Annotated in this window: 17 protein-coding genes; 9 read left to right on the top strand and 8 right to left on the bottom strand. The window is 52.2% G+C overall.

Going from position 1 to position 22,683, the window contains the following annotated elements; translation table 11 throughout:
* Positions 1-64 precede the first annotated feature (64 nt).
* On the top strand, positions 65-1,111 hold the full coding sequence (apbE, locus tag DMB82_RS09265; protein ID WP_102116328.1) for an FAD:protein FMN transferase ApbE: 1,047 nt from the start codon (positions 65-67) through the stop codon (positions 1,109-1,111).
* 223 nt (positions 1,112-1,334) lie between these two features.
* Here apbE and ppsA read toward each other — a convergent pair whose 3' ends face one another.
* Positions 1,335-3,713 (bottom strand): phosphoenolpyruvate synthase, encoded by a 2,379-nt coding sequence (gene ppsA, locus DMB82_RS09260; RefSeq protein ID WP_102116327.1) that lies wholly within the window; start codon positions 3,711-3,713, stop codon positions 1,335-1,337.
* A gap of 300 nt (positions 3,714-4,013) precedes the next feature.
* On the opposite strand from ppsA, the gene ppsR reads away from it, so the two are divergent.
* The 6 genes from ppsR to DMB82_RS09230 all read left to right on the top strand — a co-directional run bounded on the left by ppsR (position 4,014) and on the right by DMB82_RS09230 (position 9,980).
* Positions 4,014-4,835: a posphoenolpyruvate synthetase regulatory kinase/phosphorylase PpsR gene (gene ppsR, locus DMB82_RS09255; protein WP_102116326.1), complete on the top strand. Its 822-nt coding sequence runs from the start codon at positions 4,014-4,016 to the stop codon at positions 4,833-4,835.
* A 203-nt stretch (positions 4,836-5,038) separates the two neighbouring features.
* Positions 5,039-6,085: a 3-deoxy-7-phosphoheptulonate synthase gene (locus DMB82_RS09250; RefSeq protein ID WP_102116325.1), complete on the top strand. Its 1,047-nt coding sequence runs from the start codon at positions 5,039-5,041 to the stop codon at positions 6,083-6,085.
* Between the two features lie 239 nt (positions 6,086-6,324).
* A complete protein-coding gene (locus DMB82_RS09245) occupies positions 6,325-7,374 on the top strand; it encodes a hemin-degrading factor (RefSeq protein WP_102116324.1) in 1,050 nt (349 codons plus the stop codon).
* Positions 7,371-8,189: a heme/hemin ABC transporter substrate-binding protein gene (locus DMB82_RS09240; protein WP_102116323.1), complete on the top strand. Its 819-nt coding sequence runs from the start codon at positions 7,371-7,373 to the stop codon at positions 8,187-8,189. The genes DMB82_RS09245 and DMB82_RS09240 overlap by 4 nt, the downstream gene beginning before the upstream one ends.
* Entirely contained in the window at positions 8,186-9,190 is a 1,005-nt protein-coding gene (locus DMB82_RS09235) for a FecCD family ABC transporter permease (RefSeq protein WP_116163405.1), read from the top strand. Before DMB82_RS09240 ends, DMB82_RS09235 begins: the two co-directional genes overlap by 4 nt.
* Entirely contained in the window at positions 9,183-9,980 is a 798-nt protein-coding gene (locus DMB82_RS09230; RefSeq protein WP_116163407.1) for a heme ABC transporter ATP-binding protein, read from the top strand. The genes DMB82_RS09235 and DMB82_RS09230 overlap by 8 nt, the downstream gene beginning before the upstream one ends.
* A gap of 21 nt (positions 9,981-10,001) precedes the next feature.
* On the opposite strand, the gene DMB82_RS09225 is transcribed toward DMB82_RS09230, so the two are convergent.
* The gene (locus DMB82_RS09225; RefSeq protein WP_116163408.1) at positions 10,002-11,453 is read right to left on the bottom strand and encodes a protein adenylyltransferase SelO; all 1,452 of its coding nucleotides are present in this window, start codon (positions 11,451-11,453) and stop codon (positions 10,002-10,004) included.
* A 321-nt stretch (positions 11,454-11,774) separates the two neighbouring features.
* On the opposite strand from DMB82_RS09225, the gene DMB82_RS20785 reads away from it, so the two are divergent.
* Positions 11,775-11,864, top strand: a complete 90-nt coding sequence (locus DMB82_RS20785; RefSeq protein WP_102116530.1) for a hypothetical protein — start codon at positions 11,775-11,777, stop codon at positions 11,862-11,864.
* Between the two features lie 775 nt (positions 11,865-12,639).
* On the top strand, positions 12,640-14,559 hold the full coding sequence (locus DMB82_RS09220) for a methyl-accepting chemotaxis protein (protein ID WP_116155610.1): 1,920 nt from the start codon (positions 12,640-12,642) through the stop codon (positions 14,557-14,559).
* A 152-nt stretch (positions 14,560-14,711) separates the two neighbouring features.
* Here DMB82_RS09220 and DMB82_RS09215 read toward each other — a convergent pair whose 3' ends face one another.
* The 6 genes from DMB82_RS09215 to DMB82_RS09190 all read right to left on the bottom strand — a co-directional run bounded on the left by DMB82_RS09215 (position 14,712) and on the right by DMB82_RS09190 (position 22,682).
* Positions 14,712-16,271, bottom strand: coding sequence for a methyl-accepting chemotaxis protein (locus tag DMB82_RS09215; RefSeq protein ID WP_102116318.1), 1,560 nt, complete (start codon positions 16,269-16,271; stop codon positions 14,712-14,714).
* Between the two features lie 416 nt (positions 16,272-16,687).
* Positions 16,688-16,855, bottom strand: coding sequence for a ribosome modulation factor (rmf, locus tag DMB82_RS09210; RefSeq protein WP_010276992.1), 168 nt, complete (start codon positions 16,853-16,855; stop codon positions 16,688-16,690).
* A 302-nt stretch (positions 16,856-17,157) separates the two neighbouring features.
* Entirely contained in the window at positions 17,158-17,724 is a 567-nt protein-coding gene (pqiC, locus tag DMB82_RS09205; RefSeq protein ID WP_116163410.1) for a membrane integrity-associated transporter subunit PqiC, read from the bottom strand.
* Entirely contained in the window at positions 17,724-19,391 is a 1,668-nt protein-coding gene (gene pqiB, locus DMB82_RS09200; protein WP_420892626.1) for an intermembrane transport protein PqiB, read from the bottom strand. The genes pqiC and pqiB overlap by 1 nt, the downstream gene beginning before the upstream one ends.
* Positions 19,351-20,658, bottom strand: coding sequence for a membrane integrity-associated transporter subunit PqiA (gene pqiA, locus DMB82_RS09195; protein ID WP_102116315.1), 1,308 nt, complete (start codon positions 20,656-20,658; stop codon positions 19,351-19,353). Before pqiA ends, pqiB begins: the two co-directional genes overlap by 41 nt.
* A gap of 95 nt (positions 20,659-20,753) precedes the next feature.
* Positions 20,754-22,682, bottom strand: coding sequence for an ABC transporter ATP-binding protein (locus DMB82_RS09190; protein WP_102116314.1), 1,929 nt, complete (start codon positions 22,680-22,682; stop codon positions 20,754-20,756).
* Position 22,683 lies beyond the last annotated feature (1 nt).

Genomic DNA, 22,683 nt, shown 5'->3' with positions numbered 1-22,683 from the left:
CTTCCTCCCTTTTTTGTTACTCTCCTGTCTGCCTACTCTCAGTTCAGTTTTTCAGGAGTTTTTCATGACACCTCTCGCCTCGAAGAGGCTACTACTCTGTGGCCTATTCAGCCTTCTGACCGCCTGCGATAATCCAGCGCCGACGGCACAGCGCCCCTTGTTGACCATTGAAGGCAAGACCATGGGGACGTTTTACAGCGTAAAAATTAGCGGTGACATCACCGAAGACAAAACACAGCTGCAACGGGAAATCGATGTTCTACTCGAACAGGCCAATGACGAGATTTCCACCTACCGTGACGATTCAGTCCTGTCGCGTTTTAATCAGTACCGAGGAACGGATCCCCAGCCCATCAGCAATGGCATGGCGGATATCATTCTGGCCGCGCTGCGTATCGGTAAAGCCACGCACGGTGCGATGGATATCACCGTCGGCCCGTTGGTGAATCTCTGGGGATTCGGCCCGCAGAAGCAGCCGACGCGAATTCCCAGCCAGCAGCAGATCGAGGTAGCGCGGCAACATGTCGGGCTGCGTCACCTGAAGCTGATCGGTGACGAAAAAGGAGAATGGATTCAGAAAGATCTCCCGGATTTATCTGTCGATCTCTCCACGCTGGGCGAAGGCTACGGCGCAGACGTTCTCGCGCAGTTAATGACGCGTAAAGGGATCACCAATTATCTGGTTTCCGTCGGCGGTGCGATTTCCAGCCGTGGGGTGAACGCCGAGGGGACGCCGTGGCGTGTGGCGATTCAGAAGCCAACCGACCAGGAAAATGCAGCACAGGCGGCGGTGAATTTGCAGGGGTATGCGATCAGCACTTCCGGCAGCTATCGGAATTATTTTGAAGAGGACAGCAAGCGCTATTCTCACGTTATCGATCCCGAGACGGGCAGACCCATTACTCATCAGTTGGTTTCTGCGACCGTGATTGCGCCAACCGCGCTGGAAGCGGATGGCTGGGATACCGGTTTGATGGTGTTGGGAACAGAGAAGGCGTTGAAGCTGGCGGAACAGCAGGGGTTGGCGGTTTATCTGATTACCAAAACGGATAAGGGCTTTAGCGCAGTGATGACGCCACAGTTCAAATCCTTCCTGATTGCAGCACCGTAATATGAAAAATATGTTTTAGTACCGATTGCGATCAACTGCTGCCGAGCGGTGGTAATGGAATAGAAGAGTAAAGCGTTTGCGCCAAGGATGGCGCAATCCGAGCGTACAGGGATGTATTCACAGCGTCTTTACGATCTATCCATTACCACCGTTCTCATTTCGTAAATACGGTTTTAACAGTCTAAATGCCTGATGACTACACATCAGGCATTCACCGTACTAATTACTTGTGCTCGGCCAGATTCAGCCAGGTTTGCACCACGGTGTCCGGGTTGAGCGACAGGCTATCGATGCCCTGCTCCATCAGCCAAATCGCGAAATCTTCGTGATCTGACGGGCCTTGACCGCAAATACCGACGTATTTTCCCTGTTTCTTGGCAGCTTTAATCGCCATCGACAGCAGCGCCTTCACCGCATCGTTACGTTCATCAAACAGTGACGATACTACGCCGGAGTCGCGATCCAGACCCAGCGCCAGCTGCGTCATGTCGTTTGAGCCGATAGAGAAGCCATCAAAGTGTTGCAGGAATTCATCAGCCAACAGCGCGTTGGACGGAATTTCGCACATCATGATGATTTTCAGGCCGTCTTCGCCACGGCGCAGACCTTGATTCGCCAGTTCAGCCACCACCGCTTCAGCTTGTGCCACGGTACGAACGAACGGGATCATGATCTCGACGTTCTTCAGGCCCATCACGTTACGCACGCGTTTGACCGCTTCACATTCCAGCGCAAAACAGGCTTTGAAGTCCGGCGATACGTAGCGGCCTGCACCGCGGAATCCCAGCATCGGGTTTTCTTCTTCCGGCTCATAACGCTCGCCACCGACCAGATTGGCATACTCGTTGGATTTAAAATCGGACAGGCGGACAATAACGCGCTTCGGCGAGAATGCCGCTGCCAGCGTCGCGATCCCTTCCACCAGACGACCTACGTAGAATTCCACCGGATCGTCGTAGCCCTGCATCAGTGTTTTGATTTCGCGTTGCAGCTCAGGGGCTTGCTGGTCGAATTCCAGCAGCGCACGCGGATGCACGCCAATCATGCGGTTGATGATGAATTCCAGACGCGCCAGACCGACGCCATCGTTTGGCAGGCAGGCAAAATCAAATGCGCGGTCAGGGTTACCCACGTTCATCATGATTTTCAGCGGCAATGCGGGCATTTCATCAATCTGTGAACTCTTCACGGAGAAGTCCAGCAGATCCTGATACACATAGCCCGTGTCGCCTTCCGCGCAGGAGACGGTCACTTTCTGCCCCTTGCGCAAACGCTCGGTCGCATCGCCGCAGCCCACGACGGCAGGAATGCCCAGCTCGCGTGCGATAATCGCCGCGTGGCAGGTACGCCCGCCGCGATTGGTAACAATCGCCGCCGCTTTCTTCATGATCGGTTCCCAGTCCGGATCGGTCATGTCGGTTACCAGCACATCGCCTGCGTTGATCAGGTGCATCTCGCTGATGTCCTGAATCACTTTCACTTCGCCCGCACCAATGCGGTGGCCGATCGCGCGGCCTTCCACCAGCACCGTACCGCTGGCCGGCAGGTGGTAACGCTCCATCACCTGACCGTTAGAGCGAACCGTTTCCGGGCGCGCCTGCACAATATAAAGCTTGCCGGTGTGACCATCTTTCGCCCACTCGATGTCCATCGGACGACCGTAGTGTTTCTCAATCAACAGCGCCTGACGCGCCAGTGCCTGCACTTCATCATCCGTCAGGCTGAAACGCGTCGTTTGTTCTGTCGGCACATCTTCAATCCGCACCTGCTTGCCATGTTCCTGACTCGCGGCATACACCATACGGATTTTTTTCGATCCCATATTACGGCGCACAATCGCCGGTTTGTTGTTCTGCAACGTTGGCTTGTGAACATAGAACTCGTCTGGGTTCACCGCACCCTGCACCACCATTTCACCCAAACCGTAAGCCGAGGTAATGAACACCACCTGATCAAAACCGGACTCGGTATCGATGGTGAACATCACGCCCGCAGAGGCCAGATCGGAACGCACCATACGCTGCACACCCGCCGACAGCGCCACGCCACGGTGGTCATACCCCTGATGTACACGATAGGAGATCGCACGATCGTTAAACAGCGACGCAAACACGTGCTTCACGGCCACCATCACCGCATCAATGCCCTGCACGTTCAGGAAGGTTTCCTGCTGACCGGCAAAGGACGCATCCGGCATATCTTCTGCCGTAGCGGAAGAGCGCACGGCAAACGAGGCGTCTTTCTCACCGTCGGCCAGTTGCTGGTAGGCGTCACTGATTGCCTTTTCCAGCTCCGGCTGGAATGGCGTATCAATAATCCACTGGCGAATCTGCGTACCGGCGCTCGCCAGTTGACTCAGATCGTCAATGTCGGTGCGATCGAGCAGCTCATAAATGCGCTGGTTGATCCCGCTTTGATTAAGAAAATCATTAAACGCCTGCGCCGTTGTCGCAAAGCCGTTGGGAACGGCTACGCCCAATTCTGAAAGGTTGGTGATCATTTCACCCAGAGAGGCATTCTTGCCTCCCACCCTTTCAACGTCGTGCATACCGAGCTGGTTATACCAAAGGACATTACGCAAATCAGGGCCGTTATTGGACATCGAAAATAATCCTTTCTGCATACAATTAGGGTATGGAAGAGTTCGGTTGAGAATCGCCTCAACGCAATCAGGTTAGCATAGCGTTTTGATGAACATGGACAGGTGAATCGATCAACCTATGAAAAAAAACTGATTTCATGGCGAATGATTGCTTAACGCGGTAAAAATCCAATATCGTAGAAGATTAGTATTCTTTATCATGAAGATAATGAAATGGTGTTTTAATAAAAGTATTCTTGAAACGCAATTTTTGACGAGGTTAACGTGTTCGAGTTGTCGGAAATATCAACAGGAGGTTATGTGGAAAGAAGCGTATTTTATGTCTCGGACGGTACGGCCATTACGGCAGAAGTACTGGGCCATGCGGTGCTGTCTCAGTTCCCCGTGAACACGGTTAGCTATACCTTACCTTTCGTGGAAAGTGAAGCGCGCGCTAAAGCCGTGTGCGAGCAAATCAATACGTTATATCAGCAAACCGGTGTGCGTCCGCTGGTGTTTTACTCCATCGTCACACCGACCGTACGTAACATTATTACCAGCAGCGACGGGTTTTGCCAGGATATCGTACAGGCGCTGGTTGCCCCCTTGCAGGAAGAATTGAACACGCCGCCGACACCGATTGCCAACCGCACTCACGGTTTGACGGCCAATAACCTGAGCAAATACGACGCCCGTATCGCCGCCATCGACTATACGCTGGCGCACGATGACGGCATCTCGCTGCGTAATCTTGATCAGGCACAGGTTATTTTACTGGGCGTATCGCGCTGCGGTAAAACGCCGACCAGCCTGTATCTGGCGATGCAGTTCGGCATTCGCGCCGCCAACTATCCTTTTATTGCCGATGATATGGATAACCTGCGCCTGCCTGACGCCCTAAAACCTTTCCAGCACAAGCTATTCGGGCTCACCATTGATGCCGAACGGCTGGCAGCGATTCGGGAAGAGCGTCGGGGCAACAGTCGCTATGCGTCGTTGCGCCAGTGCCGTATGGAACTCAGTGAAGTGGAAGCACTATTTCGCAAACATCAGATTAAGTATCTCAATACCACCAATTATTCCGTTGAGGAAATTTCCGCAAAAATCATCGACATCCTCGGCATGAGTCGAAGAATGTACTAGTACATGATAGATTTTTTATCCTGATGCGGTTGTAATGTGCACCAGTTCGTTTATTGTGTGCTCCATCACTTCCCGGCATTTCGCCGCTGCGAAGCAACCTTTTAGTCGGAAACATAGCCTGAAAACGCTGCCTGAACACACTGTTATGTCCATACATCTCGGTGACGGCAGGTTTTCGGCTTGACCGTATTCAGAGATAAAACATGCTGCAAACAGATGAACTGCGGAGCGCGCGCATCGAGAGTCTGGTTACGCCTCAAACGTTACTCGCCAGACTCCCAATTACCCCTGCCGTTGCCGAAAATGTCACCTCGTCACGTAAGAAAATTGAAGCCATTCTAACCGGTCACGATCCCCGCCTGCTCGTCGTGGTTGGCCCTTGTTCGATCCATGACACCGACAGCGCGTTAGATTATGCACGCCGTCTAGCTGCGCTACGCACGCAGTATCAGGATCGACTGGAAATCGTCATGCGCACCTATTTTGAAAAACCGCGCACAGTGGTGGGCTGGAAGGGACTCATTTCCGATCCCGCGCTCAATGGAACGTTTCAGGTGAATGAAGGGTTGGAAATTGCGCGCCGCCTGCTGCTGGACGTCAATCAGCTTGGCTTGCCGACCGCGACAGAATTCCTCGATATGGTTACCGGCCAATATATCGCCGACCTGATTAGCTGGGGCGCGATTGGCGCGAGAACTACCGAAAGCCAGATCCACCGGGAAATGGCTTCTGCGCTGTCCTGCCCTGTCGGCTTCAAGAACGGGACGGACGGTAATACACGTATCGCCGTCGATGCCATTCGTGCCGCTCGCGCCCAGCACATGTTCCTCTCGCCGGATAAGCAGGGCTTTATGTCGGTCTACAAAACGCAGGGCAACCCGTTCGGCCACATTATTATGCGTGGTGGGAAAAAACCGAACTACCACGCGGAAGATATCGCTGCCGCCTGCGATCACCTGCGTGAATTCTCGTTGCCCGAACATCTGGTGATCGATTTTAGTCATGCCAACTGTCAGAAACAGCATCGCCGTCAGCTCGACGTTGCCGATGACATCTGCCAGCAAATTCGCGCGGGTTCACGCGCCATTGCAGGCATCATGGCGGAAAGTTTCTTAATTGAAGGCAACCAGCCGGCGATCAATCCTCTGGCATTGACGTATGGGCAATCCATTACCGATCCGTGCCTGAGCTGGCAGGATACCGAAACGCTGCTGGCACGTCTGGCAGACGCCGTCGACGACCGTTTTTAATCCGATATACGCTGGCACACTCCTCTTCCCTGATCGTGTGTCAGCCATTTCCCTGCTTTCCCGCCGCCCATCTCGCTATCTCGTCGTATGTAACCGCAGTACGTAACGTAACTCCCTCTTACGATTCCTCTTATTCCACTTATTAAGAAAACTTCACTTGAGGTTGCGTTTTTGTTACATGAAAATGATTCTCATTCATTGCTATAATTAATACGACAACGATTAAGGGAACGAACGAGATGCAGACGTCCATTTACCAACAATACCTCCAGGCTAAAGTAGAACATCCGCGTAAATACGCCCGCGATTTGGCTGCGCAACTCGGCATCAGCGAAGCGGAACTGACTCACGCCCGCGTCGGACACGATGCACAGCGCCTGCAGGGTGATGCCAAAGTTTGGTTAAGCGCACTGGAGCAGGTTGGTAATACCAAGTCGATCACGCGCAACGAATACGCCGTGCATGAGCATACCGGCTACTATCAAAACCAGACGCTTGATGGGCATGCCGGTCTTATCCTCAACCCGCGCGAGCTGGATCTGCGTTTGTTTCTTTCTCAATGGGCTTCCGCCTTTGCGCTGCGTGAAAATACCGCACGCGGTGAGCGCCAGAGCATTCAATTTTTCGATCATCAGGGTGATGCCATCCTGAAAGTCTACACGACCGACACTACGGATATGGCCGCTTGGCAATTATTGGTTGAGAAATTTACCAGCAGCGAAAATCCAGCCTTGGCAGTTCGTCCAGCAAACAGCGCAGCCGCCGAGCCGATCGTTGCCCATAATCCTCAGCTTGAAGCGGAATGGCGTGCGATGACGGACGTGCATGATTTCTTCATTCTGCTCAAGCGCCATAACCTGACGCGTCAGCAGGCGTTTAACTCGGTCGCCGACGATCTGGCCTACCGCGTAGAAAACGATGCGCTGTCGCAGATTCTATTTGCCGCGCGTGAAGATCAGAACGAGATCATGGTATTTGTCGGTAACCGTGGCTGTGTGCAAATCTTCACCGGTACGCTTGAGCGTGTAGAGCGTATGGAGCAACATGCGGAGTGGATTAACATCTTTAATAAAGATTTCACCCTGCACCTGATCGAAGGCGCGATCGCTGAAAGCTGGATCACGCGTAAACCGACGGCCGACGGCATTGTGACCAGCCTCGAACTCTATGCCGCAGACGGCTCTCAAATTGCACAACTCTTTGGGCAGCGTACCGAAGGCACGCCGGAACAACAGCAGTGGCGCGACCAGATCAATGCCCTGAAACCGTACAAGGATCTCGCCGCATGAAAAACTGGCTATTCCCCCTGCTATTGACACTCCCGCTGGGGGTGTCTGCTGCCGAACGTATCGTTTCTATCGGCGGCGACGTCACGGAAATCATCTATGCGCTGGGCGCGGAGAAAGATCTGGTTGCACGCGACAGCACCAGTCTGCACCCGGAAGCGGTGAAAAAACTGCCTGATGTAGGCTACATGCGTCACCTCAATGCGGAAGGGATTCTGGCAATGAAACCGTCTCTGGTTCTCGCCAGCGATCTGTCTCAGCCATCGCTCATCCTGCAGCAAGTGGCGGACAGCGGCACAAAAGTGGTTCATGTAACCGCCGAGCCATCACTGGATGCGGTACCGAAGAAAATCGGTGCCATCGCTCAAACGCTAGGAAAGGACGCAGAAGGTAAAAAACTGACGGAAACTTATCAGCAACAGCTGGCGGCAGTAAAAACGTCGCCGCTGCCGGTTAATGTGCTGTTCATTCTCAGCCACGGCGGCATGACCGCGCTGGCTGCGGGCAAAAATAGCCCGCCAGACACCATTATCCGCAGCGCCGGATTAAAAAATGCCATGCAAAACGTTGAGCGCTACCAGCCATTGTCGCAGGAAGGTGTGATCGCCAGTGCGCCGGATCTGATTCTGATCTCCAGTCAAGGGCTGAAAACGTTGGGGGGTGAAGCACAGGTCTGGACATTACCTGGCCTGAAATTGACGCCTGCGGGTAAGAACAAGCGCCTGTTAGTGGTCGATGACATGGCAATGCTGGGCTTCACGCTCGAAACGCCAGCGCTGATGGCGACGCTGCGTCAGACAGCTGAAGCGATCAAATGACGTCACGCTTTCACCCGCGCACGTGGTTGATCGCACTGCTGTTACTGATGGTGGCACTGATGGTCGGTGCCGCCAACATGGGCGCGCTGACCCTATCGCTCAAGATGTTATGGCAAACGCAGCTTGACGATCCAATCTGGCATATCTGGTTGAATATCCGCGTACCCCGTGTGCTGCTGGCGATCCTCGTCGGCGGCGCGTTGGCTTGCTCTGGCGCGATTATGCAGGGGTTATTTCGCAATCCGCTCGCCGATCCTGGCCTGCTGGGTATCAGCAGCGGTGCCGCACTCTGCGTCGCGCTAACCATTGTGCTGCCGCTTGGCCTTCCCCCGCTGCTGGCGCTTTACGGCCCGATGTTTGCCGCTTTCGCGGGTAGTCTGGCAATTACGGCGATTATTTTCATCCTCAGCCGCTCCGAACAGGGTGGATTAACGCGATTATTGCTGGCAGGCATCGCGCTCAATGCACTGTGCCTTGCCCTCATCGGCGTGTTGACCTACATCAGCACCGATCAGCAACTGCGCCAGTTCTCACTGTGGGGAATGGGGAGCCTTGGACAGGCACAGTGGCCCATGCTGCTGGTTGCCAGCACGTTGGTCATCCCTGCCACGATCGCCACGTTATACTACGCGCACCGTCTGAACGTGTTGCAATTAGGTGACGAAGAGGCGCACTACCTGGGCGTTAATGTGAAACACACCAAGTACACGCTACTGCTGCTGAGTTCGCTGTTGGTTGGCGTAGCAGTGGCGGTCAGCGGCGTGATCGGGTTTATCGGGCTTATCATTCCACACCTGATGCGCATGCATCTGGGTGCCGACCATCGCTGGCTCCTTCCCGGCTCTATCCTCGGCGGTGCCTGTCTGCTGCTGTTTGCCGATACGTTGGCACGCACGCTGCTTTCTCCGGCAGAAATGCCCGTTGGGTTATTAAGCAGCCTGATTGGCGGGCCGTATTTCTTATGGCTGATCGTTCAGCATAAAGGACGGGGAAATGACTAATTCAGCGCTCGACCGGACGTTAGTCGCACGCCATCTGCGCTTTCAGGCCAACGGCCGTTATCTGACGGACGACGTTTCTCTGGAGCTTCACAGTGGGGAAATCGTCGCAATCATCGGCCCCAACGGTGCGGGGAAATCTACCCTGCTCCGTTTACTGACCGGTTATTTGACGCCAGATGAAGGCGAGTGCCTGTTAGCCGGGCAACCTTTCTCACACTGGCAGCCCAGCGCGCTCGCCAAAACGCGGGCGGTGATGCGCCAGCATAGCGGCATGGCGTTTGCGTTTAGCGTGCGGGATGTCGTTGCGATGGGGCGATCCCCGCATGGGCGCTACCCGAAAAATGATGATGTGATTCAGCAGGTCATGGCGCAAACGGGCTGTCTGGAACTGGCTACGCGCGACTATCGTCAGCTTTCCGGTGGGGAACAGCAGCGCGTGCAACTGGCTCGCGTGCTGGCGCAGCTGTGGCATCCAGAACCAACGCTGGGTTGGTTATTTCTCGATGAACCGACTTCGGCGCTGGATCTCTACCACCAGCAGCACCTCTTACGGCTGCTCAAGCAGCTTACACGCGAACAGCCGTTATCCGTATGCTGCGTCCTGCACGATCTGAATCTGGCCGCGCTGTATGCCGACCGCATTCTGCTGCTGCATGAAGGGAAGCTGGTCGCACAAGGCACGCCTGCGCAAGTGCTACAGGCCGAGACGTTGACCCACTGGTATCGCGCCGATCTCAGCGTCGGTTCACACCCTGACTACACCATTCCGCAGGTTTATCTGCGGCAATAGCCAAGTCCCCCCTGCTCCGGTTCAACTGGAGCAGGAAATCTCCAGATGCTTACCCCATTCTGGCGGTAACGCCGCTAAATCGTTCTTCTCCGGCTGTTCATCAAACGGTTGGCACAGCGCCTGATGCAGACGCGCCAACACGCTGATGTCGCCGTTTTCCGCCCGTTCAATCGCCATTTGCGCCAGATAATTACGCAGAATATATTTCGGGTTCGTCGCATTCATCAGGCGGCGACGTTCCTCATCGCCCTGTTCTTCCTGCCTCAGCCTCTGGCGGTAGGTCGCAAACCAGCTATCGAACGCGGCCCTATCGATAAATTCATCACGGAGCGGCGAGCGTGATGCCTGCTTTTCGCTGTCTGCCAGCAGGCGGAACGTGCGGGTGTAATCGCTGCCTTCTTGCTGCATCAAACGCAACAGCCCGACCAGCACGTCATTATCCTCGGGACTCGCGGTAAATAAGCCCAGCTTAGCGCGCATCAGCGTGCCATAGTGCTGCATCAGTGCCGGTTCGTAGCGTGCAAGCGCACGTTCCAACGTTTCAGTGTCCATCAACCCCGACAGCGCCTGCGCCAGCCGATGCAAATTCCACAACCCCACAGCGGGCTGATTGTCAAACGCGTAGCGCCCGCGATGGTCGGAGTGATTGCAAATGAAACCGGGCTGATAGGCATCTAAAAAGCCATAAGGGCCGTAGTCGATGGTCAGCCCTAAAATCGACATGTTGTCCGTATTCATTACGCCGTGCGCAAAACCGACGGCCTGCCAATGTGTAATCAGACGGGCAGTACGCTCTACCACATCACCGAACCATAACTCATAACGCCGCTCGTCGTTTTCCCACTGCGGCCAGTGGCGGGCGATCACATACTCCACCAGTTGACGCACCTTTTCTGGCTCACGGCGATAGTAGAAGTGCTCAAAATGACCGAAGCGCACATGGCTTTCCGCCACGCGCAGCAGCATTGCGCCCTTTTCTTCCTGCTCACGCTGCACCGGATGTGTGCTGGTGACAATCGTCAGCGCCCGCGTGGTGGGAATCCCCAGATGATGCATCGCTTCCGAGGCCAGAAATTCGCGTATCGCCGAGCGCAGCACCGCGCGACCGTCTCCCATACGTGAATACGGCGTCAGCCCCGCACCTTTCAGGTGCCAGTCCATACTGCGGCCATCCGGCAGCTGTTGTTCTCCCAGCAGGATGCCGCGCCCGTCCCCCAGTTGACCAGCCCACATGCCAAACTGATGGCCGCTATAAACCTGCGCCAGCGGCGCCATTCCCGGCAGCAAACGTTCGCCGCTCCAGACGGCATTCTGTTCTGGCGTAAACCAGTCGGAAGACAGCCCAAGCTCCGCGGCCAATCCCTCGCTATGATAAAGCAGGCGAGCACCATGCAGCGGCGTAGGCTGTAGCGCGGTGTAGAACCCCGGCAACTGGTGAAAATAGTGATTATTGAATAACGGTGTTTGCTGCATCCTGTCTCCCTAATACCACTCTGTTCAAGTGAAGAGAGCCACGCGCTCATCACACAACGACTCATGGGTAAACAGAAAGTGTAGAGGGATGGCACTGAAATTAACACGGAGGAAACGCAGGGGTATTATTTCTCTTACGTTTTCTTTTGTATCGTTGGAACGGATGAGAAGTGTTGGCAGCGTTCGAAAAAACGATAGGATTGCGTTTTGAACCGCCAACGGCGGGAGGCTACGAGTCAATCCCCCTACATACCTCTCATTAAGCGGGTTTTTTCCTGCCTTCATTAACTAACTGACGAGTATAAACCAGGAAAAGAAACCATTGTTAACATAGCAATAAATAACTCTGGGATAAGATGTGCACAACGAATGCTGAAAATAAGTATAAATACCATCATGGAAACCCCATAAACAGCATTCACCTAAGTTCCTACAAGACGTTTTCTGATACCTGCGCCTGCGAACTCAGCCTTTATAAGTTATAACACTATAATTCATAAACCAAACAGCAATTCAAATTTTCTTAACATAATACCACTGGGGCATCCCGCCAGGAACTGTTGAAGTCAGAATTTTACTTAGTCCCACCTCCATTTTACCAAGTAAAGTTATCTTCCTGAAATCCTCACTATTCAGTGATGCATACTTCGCGCCTTGCTTTAAGTATTTTTATAAATAAGAGAGTATTTCTTATTCAGTTTTGAGATATGCGTTATACCATTGAATAAAAAGGATAAATTATCAATTAAAAATAAATTATAGGTATCAAGTGGATAGAATATCGTTCCCATACTATGATCACATTACGCCAACATCAGGAATCAATATTTCTATTGCAAGCAAAGTAACATTACATTAACAAAAATAAATTAACCATCGAGCTTCTTATATCTTTAAATTAAAATACCACATCATGGTTTTATTGAATCATGATGAAAATCCATTCATTAGAAATACACAATCAGCCATTTAATTAAACATTAAATTTATTTAAAACGAGCACTAAAGATTAGTTTTATGTATCCGAAAATATAATAAAATATCTATTTTATCTCATGCATCGCAATAATGAACAATGAACCTGACAGTCGGGTTACACGCACAAAAAACCAACAAATTACGTAAGTGGTTAACAATTCGAGTCATTGGCATGTTTTAAATTGAAAATATTTTTGAGGATACCTCTATGACATACCTTTTTTCATGGTTCAGAAACCGTTCTGTTGGAACAAAGCTGTTCGGCGGATTTGCTATATTGATAATAATAATAATTATCTCATCAATTTTTAGTATACAGCAGTCAGCTAGCATCCGAGACTATGCGCTAAAGGGTGCGTTGGTCGGTGAAATCAATGATGAATTAAACATCGCACGGCGAAACCGTCTTGCCTATCAAATTAATCACGATGAAAGTGCTATTCAGGCAAATAAGGTTGCTATTGATAAAATGTATAGCAAGGTGGTGCAAGGGGAAAGTTTCGTTTGGGGATCGGAGGCTCGCGTATTATTTAATGACTTAAGGAATACCATCCCTGCCTATGCCGATGCACGGGATAATTTCGTCAAATTTGAACGCCAATCAGTGGATGCATCTAAATCGTTGACGGCACCAGAACAGAAGTCTGTACTGGACAAATTGAATCAGATGTTAGTCACTCATGAACAATCCACAAAGCAGGACCTGATACTACTGAATGTACTCAATCGTTTGTGGATCGACGTGCTTCAGATCCAGTCATCTGACGGAAAAAACGGACAGGATGTTTTTGAGACCGATTACCGTTCTGCTCTGAATCTGTTAGCGGCAGAAGGCCTACAGCTAACCGATGCAGATAAAAAGACTGTACAACTATTCCTTAATACGCTTAAAAGCAATGTCAATAACTATTCAGCGGCACTTCAGCAGTCACGAGATGTCGCCAACACATTAACGGGCTTTGCCGAAAAAATCGCTAACACGATACAAAATTTGGTGACATTACAAACTCAAAAAAACCTGGATATCACGCAGCAAGTGATCACAATAACAGCACTGGTTGCAGTGTGCGCAGTGGTAGTCGGCCTATTGGTCGCATGGTTAATCACGCACCAGATGACTCGCCAAATAAGGAATAGTTTGACCCTTGCCGAGTATATTGCCAGTGGTGACTTGACTGCCGTAATTGAACCCCAGTCCTCCGACGAATTGGGTCGCCTGACTACCGCTCTAGCGACAATGAATCAGCGGCTACGCGATATGATTTCTCAGATAAAAGAATCTGTCATGCATGTCGCTACGGCATCATCAGAAATTTCTGCAGGTAACACAGATCTAGCATCACGCACTGAGGAGCAATCATCCGCCGTTGTGGAAACCGCAGCCAGCATGGAAGAATTAACCTCAACCGTAAAACGTAATGCAGATAATGCCCGTGAAGCCAGTCATCTTGCTGAAGTGGCCGCAAACCACGCCCGTTCAGGTGGCAAAATTGTTTGGGATGTGATCGATACTATGGGTGTGATCACTGAAAGTTCAAAGAAAATTACTGAAATAATCAGCGTGATTAATGGTATCTCATTCCAGACGAATATTCTGGCGCTGAATGCGGCGGTAGAAGCGGCACGGGCCGGTGAACAAGGTCGGGGCTTCGCTGTCGTCGCCGGTGAGGTAAGAAACCTTGCACAACGTAGTGCGCAGGCAGCTAAAGAAATAGAGAGTCTCATACAAGAATCCGTCCAACGCGTGCACGCTGGGTCAGAAATGGCGAATAAAGCGGGGGGCACAATGGAACAGATCATTTCTTCAGTCACCAATGTCAGTGGGATCATGAATGAAATTTCGAATGCATCTGAAGAGCAGAGTCGAGGTATTGATCAAATAGGTAAAGCGGTAACAGAACTGGATTCCACCACTCAGCAGAATGCCGCTCTCGTGCAGGAATCCTCTTCTGCGGCGTCTTCCCTGGAGCAACAGGCCGATCAGTTGTCACAACTGGTCTCGGTATTCAAGCTGGGAACAGAGTCCACGACGCAACATCGTTCATCATCCGGCACACAATTATCTGGCAGGCTGAAACCCGTAGCACTGCCGCCAGCGAATAATAAAGAAGACTGGGAGTCTTTCTGAAGATTTCCCCTCCGGCAACGAGTGAAACGCTTAAGCTGCTTGCTGGTTTTACGAACAACCCGACACGTATGTGTCGGGTTCAATCTGATGTCATGACGGATAAAAACGTCGGCAAAGTTCGATACTACCTGAACGCTGCCGTTTCGTTGTAGCTATCTTGCCCCCAGCGCCAGATAGCTGCCCGCAGATTCATCAACGCGGAATTGTTCAACGGTGCGTGACAGCTCTTGTGCCTGCTCGCTCAGCGAGTGTGCCGCAGCCAATGCTTCTTCAACCAACGCCGCATTCTGTTCGGTACTCTGATCCATCTGCGATATCGCGAGATTGACCTGTTCAATACCGGAACGCTGCTCTGCACTCGCCGCGCTAATCTCGCCCATCATGGACGTGACGCGGTGTACGCTTTCAACCACTTCACTCATGGTATCGCCCGCCTGCTTCACGAAATCTGTGCCTTCCCCCACCTTGGCAACAGAATCATCAATCAAGCCTTTAATTTCCCGCGCGGCGGATGCAGAGCGCTGCGCCAGCGTGCGGACTTCACTTGCGACCACAGCGAAGCCACGGCCTTGTTCACCGGCCCGTGCCGCTTCTACCGCCGCATTCAGCGCCAGAATATTCGTCTGGAAAGCGATGCTGTCAATAACGCCGATGATATCCACAATCTTACGCGATGATGTACTGATGGAGTCCATCGTCACCACGACTCGGCTGACAACATCCCCACCGCGCACCGCGACATCCGATGCCGACACCGCAAGTTCATTCGCGTAGCGCGCGTTATCTGCATTCTGTGTCACCGTCGCGGTCAACTGTTCCATTGCCGCAGCCGTTTGTTCTAGAGCGCTGGCCTGCGATTCGGTACGAGCAGACAAATCACCGTTACCCGATGCTATCTGCGTTGAAGCGGTAGCAATCGAGTTGGTGCTGCTACGAACCTGATTAACCAGATGCGACAGGTTGTCGCGCATCGCGCGAATAGCATAGAGAATACTGGTTTGATCGCCAGGCTTCGTTTCAACATCAACACGCAAATTGCCTTCCGCAATTTCGCGCACAACCTCCACCGCATATTGCGGCTCACCGCCAAGCTGGCGCATCAGCGTACGCAACATATTCCATGCAAATGTAGAAATGATTAACAGCAGAACCAACCCTAAAGACAGCAGGATCAGCGCGTTGTGCCAGAACGTTTGTTGGATATCGTCAATGTAGTCACCGTAGCCAATCGTCCAGTCCCAAGGCTCGAATTTAATGACAGCATAAAGCTTCTCAACCTTATTCTGCTGACCTGGACGCGTCCCTTCTGCGATCACCGTGCCAATCGTATTGCCTTGAAGCGACGCACGGTAGCGTTCTCCCGCCTCTTTACCGCCATTGGCATCGACAATGCCAATACGCTTAGGATTCGGGTGAACGTAGTTCACATCATTCGTATAACCGCGTACGAAGAAATAACGATCGTCCTTATGGAAACTGCTAATTGCCCGTTTGGCCTCTTTCTCTGCATCCTCACGTGACAGCTGACCGCTTTTCTCAAGGTCATATGCCTTTTGTGCCGCGGCGTGAGCCAGTTGAACCAGCGTAGAAAGTTGGCCAGTGCGTTCGCTCATCATCGTGTTATAGAGCGTATTCAGCGCCACCGCAGATAAAATTAACATCCCTAACAAAGTCGTACTGCACAGCAGTGCAATTCTGGTTCGCAATTTCACGATATTCTTCTCTCTCAACGCTTTTAAGAAAATTCTGAACAAAAAACTACACTACATTGCCGCCTTGAGCCATACCATTCAGGTAGTAACGATAGATTTTTTAACAAAAAAATAATGACCAATCACCTAAATCACTCAATTTTAAGTCAATATCGAACAATAACGAATAAAAAATGACTAAAATGATCGAAATCGAAACTAATAGGTAAATAACGTTACAGAAGTAACAACGCTCTGGATCGCTGTGCGAGGCCATCTATTTGTTAAGGACGTGTATCGATTGAATGTATCGTTCGTGTCTGTTGGTTGAACTCTGTGTCGATTGAACAGAGAGAGATGCAGAACCAGGGTATTTAGCCCCTAAAAAACAAAAGCCTCCGCAGAAGCGGAGGCGTTCCCTCTAATGACAAGGCGCGCTAAGCGGTAACAGCCCTGTCCTCCATGGCTTTTCGCCAGCCTCCCAACCAGTAAGACCGGGCATTAATTGATTGATAAGGACAAAATTCCTTTGGTCTACCGACAATACCTGCTTGATAACCACGTGAATGAGCCCGTTCTAGGCGATCGCGTTTCTGTCTCTTCATGCCTTATTTCCCTCATCATTTATCTGGTGGAAAGAAAACAATGATTACTTTGTAAGCAATCACAGACTATCAATACCGATTCTGTCGCCAAAGGTCAAGGCGCAAAATTCACGCCAGTGTCATATTTGTGATCCAAAATAGGAATTTTCCCCGTTAAAGAATCGAAAAACCTAACTGATTGAAAACAATAAAAAACCATAAAAACGCAATGCAATCATAGCATTACATCTCTAGAGGCCTGATTTTTTTAGAACGTTAGTTATGTCAAAACGTGATCGGATAATACCGAGCACCCGTAACCGTTATTTCAGCGTCCCCGCCTGCTGGGCAATCGACTGGGAAACCTGCTGCCAGCCTTGCGCCAGTGTTCTTACCAGCGCGTCATAGCCATCTTCCGTTTGTGGCAGCACCACGCTAAAGGGGCGTTTAATCACTTTTCCCTGATAGGTCAGCATCCATTCGCCACGGACGATAACATTGCCATCATAGCGGCCGTGAAAACCCGTAACCGCCACGTTCAGCACAGCCGGTTCACTTCCCTGTGGCTGCGTGGTCACGACCCAACCGGGCAGTTTATTCCCCAGATTAGTCACCAGCGCTTGCTGTAATTGCTGATCCAACGGACTGGCCCACAGGTTGTTGCTGGCAATGACATACTGCACATCGCTAGTTTGATAAACCAAGCCAGCATTGACGAGGTAATCCGCCACGCTGACATGTTCAACCCATAGCGGATACCCCTGAGTCACCGCAGCCTGCGTCGTAGTGGCATCCGCGATTGTCGGCAACTGATAGTACGTTTTCTGCGTATTACTGCTGCTGCACGCGCTCAATAGCAGCGCCAGAACCAGTGTCCATGCTTTCATCATTATTTTGCCCTCTTCGGCTGAGGATCCTCACTACCCGACGCCTCAAACACCAACGCATTACTTTTCTCATTCAGGGTACGCAGCACAGGCTGTAGCTCCCTCAATACCTGATCCAACCGCTGCATATCCGCCACCATCTTGTTATACGCCGGTGAGCCGGGCTGGAAACCTTTCATACTGCGATTCAGCTCAAGCAGCGTTTTTTGCATGTCTTCTGGCAGATCCTGCATCGCTTTGCTGGATGTCAGCTTGTTCAACGTCGCCAGCGTTTTTTGCATTTCGCGCAGCGTTGCCTGACTTTCCGTCAGCGTCTTCGTTGCTTCATTGACCATCGGATTCAGCGGCAGGTTATTGACCTTATCCAGCACGGCCATCAGCTTCTGCTGAATCTGTGACAGGCCACCGTCAATAGTTGGCAGGACTGGGTAGCCGTCCAGAACGAACAGCTGTTTATCCACTTTCTCTTTTGGATAAAAATCGAGATCGATATAGAGCGCGCCCGTCAGGAGGTTAGCCGACTTCATCGACGCACGCAGCCCCAGCGACTGGGCTTGCTTCAGATGCTGTTCAAAGTCGAACGAGCCACCAATCTTCTTCTCGAACCGATCGGGTTCAATACGGATAAGCACCGGAATGCGATAATCATCATCCAGATCCTGCTTCATATTTTTTGGGAAAAATGGCGCTTCGGCAACCGTGCCCAGTCGAATGCCGCGGAACTCAACCGGCGCGCCCGCCTGTAGGCCACGGATCGATTCGCTGAAAAACAGCAGGTACTCTTTATATTCAGTGTATAGCGAGTCCTGAATGCTGCGCTGGCTATCAAACAGTCGATACTGCGCCATGGTCTTGGCCGCATCGCCCAGCTCCCATCCAGCGGGAACATCAAAGCTGACGCCACCGCTGAATAACGTCGTCAACGAGCCCATTTCGACACGCATACCCTGCGCCGACATATCGAACGCCACGCCGCTATCTTTCCAGAAACGAACATTGCTGGTGACCAGACCGTCATACGGCGCAGAAATAAACAGCTGATAGCGCATCTTGCGTGCTTTCGGGTCGAACTCGCTGGTTTCCACCGACCCCACCCGATAGCCGCGGAACAGGACCGGATCGCCCGCATTCAACTGCCCGGATTGCTCACTGTCCAGTATTACCCTGATGCCTTTCGCATCCGGTGAGGCCAGCGGCGGCGCATCCAGCAGGGTAAACTCGCTTTTACCCTCTTTACTGGCTCCGGGCTGTAGCTCAATGTAAGCACCGGATAAGAGCGTCCCCAGACCGGAAACGCCTTCGCGACCAATTTGCGGCTTCACCACCCAGAAAGCGGAGTCCTGCTTTAGGAGTTTCTCCATACCGTCATGCAGGCGTGCTTTGATCTCCACTCGATGGAGATCGTCACTCAGTACGACGCTCTCTATCACTCCAACGTCTACGCTACGGCTTTTGATGGCCGTTTTTCCCGCTTCAATCCCTTCTGCGTTGCTGGTAATCAGCGTAATTTGCGGCCCTTGATGGCTGAAATGGTAAAATAGTATCCAGGCACCGATCAGCACCGTGACAATCGGTACAATCCAGACCGGCGACCAGCGTTTAATCGTTTCTACATCCGCAATGGCAGGGTTATCTTTCGCCAACGGCAGGCTCCTTATGAAGAACATCATCGCGACGATCCCACAACAAGCGGGGATCAAACATCATCGCGGCAAACATGGTCAGAATCACCACCGCCGCGAACAACACCGCCCCAACGGCGGGATAAATACTCATCAAGCGACCGATACGCACCATCGCCGATAGGACGGCAATCACGAACACATCAATCATCGACCAGCGCCCAACAAACTCAACCATCTCATAGATGACATGCATTCGCTCGCTATCTTCCGTTTTCTTGGTTTTGCGATTGGCCTGCCAGCAAAGCCAGCCTAACGCCAGCATTTTTAGCGATGGCACCATGACGCTGGCGACAAAAATCACCAGCGCGACAGGATAAGACCCCATCCCCCACAACAGGATGACGCCCGACATGATTGTCGAACCCATGCGATCACCGAAGGCTTCGGTGATCATGATCGGCATCAAATTCGAAGGGATATAGAGCATGATGGAGGTCATCAGTAGGGCCAATGTCCATTGCAGGCTGTGCTTCTTACGGGCATGTCCGCGTGAGTGGCAGCGCGGGCAGATTAACTGGCTAGCGGGCAGAATGGCGGTGCAGCATGTGCATGAACGCAGCCCTTGCGATAACCCGCTTTGTCCCAGAACCGGTGGCGCAGGCAGCGCGGGAGGCGGCACGATGTCATTCCACAACCAGCGGCGATCGAGGCTTTGGAAGGCCAGTAGTTGTAACAGACAGAACAGGACAAAAGGCATAAAGCTGGTGCCGATGCCGATATCACCATAGGCCATCAGTTTGACAAAGCTGACCAGCACACCGGCCAGGAAAATCTCCGCCATCCCCCAGCTTTTGAGATGAAACAGCATCTTGCCCAGGCTTTTTTTCAACGCCAGCGGCAAAGAGGCGTGCAGGCAAAGCAGAATGAGGGTCGCCATACTGAAAGCCGGAACCAGTTGGACAAAAAGCATAAACAGCGTCGCGACGCTGGCGTAGTTTTCCGCCACCATCACTTTGGGAATTTGTATCAGGGTAATTTCGCTGGTGATACCCGCCACGCGCATAGAAACGAAGGGGAAGAGGTTTGCCAGCAATAGCATGAACAGTGCACTCACCGCGTAGCCAACTGGCCGTTTACGCGGTTCAGTCTGGTGGTTGGTTAGCGTGGTTTTACAGCGTGGGCAGGTCGCTTTCTGGCCGCGTGACAACTCAGGTAACTCAACCAGCAAGTCGCACTGCGGGCAAAGCATATAGTCATCATGGCGATGCTCGTGTTGAAGATTACAGTCATGCCGATCGTGATGGGAACACACACGTTCTCTCCTTCAAAATTCGTCAGCTTCTGACTGAAAACCCCATCAATACGGGATATTACCCCCATATTGATGGCGTCATACAACTACGTGAATTAGCCGTTTTTCTGTGCTTCCAGCTCTTCCCAACGTTCGAAACAGGTTTCCAACGCGCTTTCCGCCTCCGCCAGAGCACTTAAGACCTGCTGCGTCTCTTCGCGTGGGCGGTTAAAGAAACTGGCGTCATTCATCTGTGCTTGCAGCGACGCAATTTCCTGCTCCAGTTGCTCAAGACGCAGCGGCAATTGGTCTAATTCGCGTTGCTGGTTATAACTCAATTTCCCCGCGCTTCGTTTAGCGGACGGTGCGGTGCTCGCAGTTGGCGCTGGTGCAGTTACAGCTGGCGCAGCCGTCGTTCGCAGTGGCGTGGCCGTTGCGCGCTGCTGTTGCGCATCAAAATACCCGCCGACAAAGCGAGAAATCTGGCCCTCGCCTTCAAAGATCCAGCATTCGGTAACCGAATTATCAACGAACTGACGATCGTGGCTGACCAGCAGAACCGTTCCCTGATAACTTTCGATTAACTCTTCCAGCAATTCCAGCGTTTCCACATCCAGATCGTTGGTCGGTTCATCGAGAATCAACAGGTTACTGGGTTTGAGGAACAAACGCGCCAACAGCAGGCGGTTACGTTCCCCGCCCGATAGCGCTTTTACCGGCGTCATGGCACGTTTCGGATGGAACAGGAAGTCCTGCAAGTAGCCCAGCACATGGCGTGAGCGACCGTTGACCATCACTTCCTGCTTGCCTTCCGCTAGGTTGTCCATCACCGTGCGTTCTGGATCGAGTTCAGCGCGGTGCTGATCGAAATAGGCCACTTCCAGCTTCGTGCCACAGTGCACACGACCGCTGATCGGTTCCAAGTCACCCAGCATCAATTTTAGCAGCGTGGTTTTACCGCAGCCATTCGGCCCCACCAGCGCAATCTTGTCGCCGCGCTGTACCTGAGCAGAGAAATTGCGCGCCAAGACTTTCCTTTCACCCTGAGGGCCCTGATCAACCAGATAGTTCACGTCTTCCAGCTCAAACACAATCTTGCCGGAGCGGGCGGCTTCTTCAACCTGCATTTTCGCCGAGCCCATCACTTCACGGCGCTGCGCGCGATCCTGACGCATGGCTTTCAGCGCTCGTACGCGCCCTTCATTACGGGTACGACGCGCTTTAATGCCCTGACGGATCCACACTTCTTCCTGCGCCAGCTTGCGATCGAACTCTGCATTTTGCAGATCTTCCACCCGCAGTGCTTCTTCTTTCCCTTCCAGATATTTTTCGTAGTTACCCGGCCAGGAAACCAGCTTTCCGCGATCGAGGTCGACAATGCGGGTCGCCATATTGCGAATAAACGAGCGATCATGGGAGATAAAGATAATGCTGCCCTGGAACGTTTTCAGGAAAGTTTCCAGCCAGTCAATTGTTTCGATATCCAAGTGATTAGTCGGTTCATCCAGCAGCAGCACACGAGGCGAACTCACCAGCGCTCTGCCGAGCGCGGCTTTACGCAGCCAACCACCGGAGAGTGACGCCAGCGGCGCATCGGCAGACAGGCCAAGCTGTTCCAGCACTTCATGAATGCGGCTTTCCAGTTGCCACAGGCCCTGATGCTCCAAAACGTCCTGCAACTTAGCCAGTTGATTCAGGTTCTTTTCACTCGGATCGCTTTCTACCAGACGCAGCATGGCGTGATAGTTTTTCAGGTGATCCGCCTGTGCGGCAACCCCTTCAGCAACAAAATCAAATACGCTACCAGCCACATCACGCGGAGGATCCTGTTGCAGGCGCGCGACAATCAGATCCTGCTCATAGGTGATACGACCATCATCCAGCGGGATCTCTTTGGCCAGAATTTTCAGCAGGGTCGATTTACCCGCACCGTTGCGGCCAACCAGACACACACGCTCATTCTCTTCGATATGGAGTTCGGTGTTATCCAACAGCGGCGCGTCGCTGAACGACAGCCACGCACCTGAAACACTGATTAAAGACATC

The organism is Pectobacterium aquaticum (assembly GCF_003382565.3).
Taxonomy (GTDB): domain Bacteria; phylum Pseudomonadota; class Gammaproteobacteria; order Enterobacterales; family Enterobacteriaceae; genus Pectobacterium; species Pectobacterium aquaticum.
This window is presented reverse-complemented; position numbering and strand designations above follow the sequence as displayed.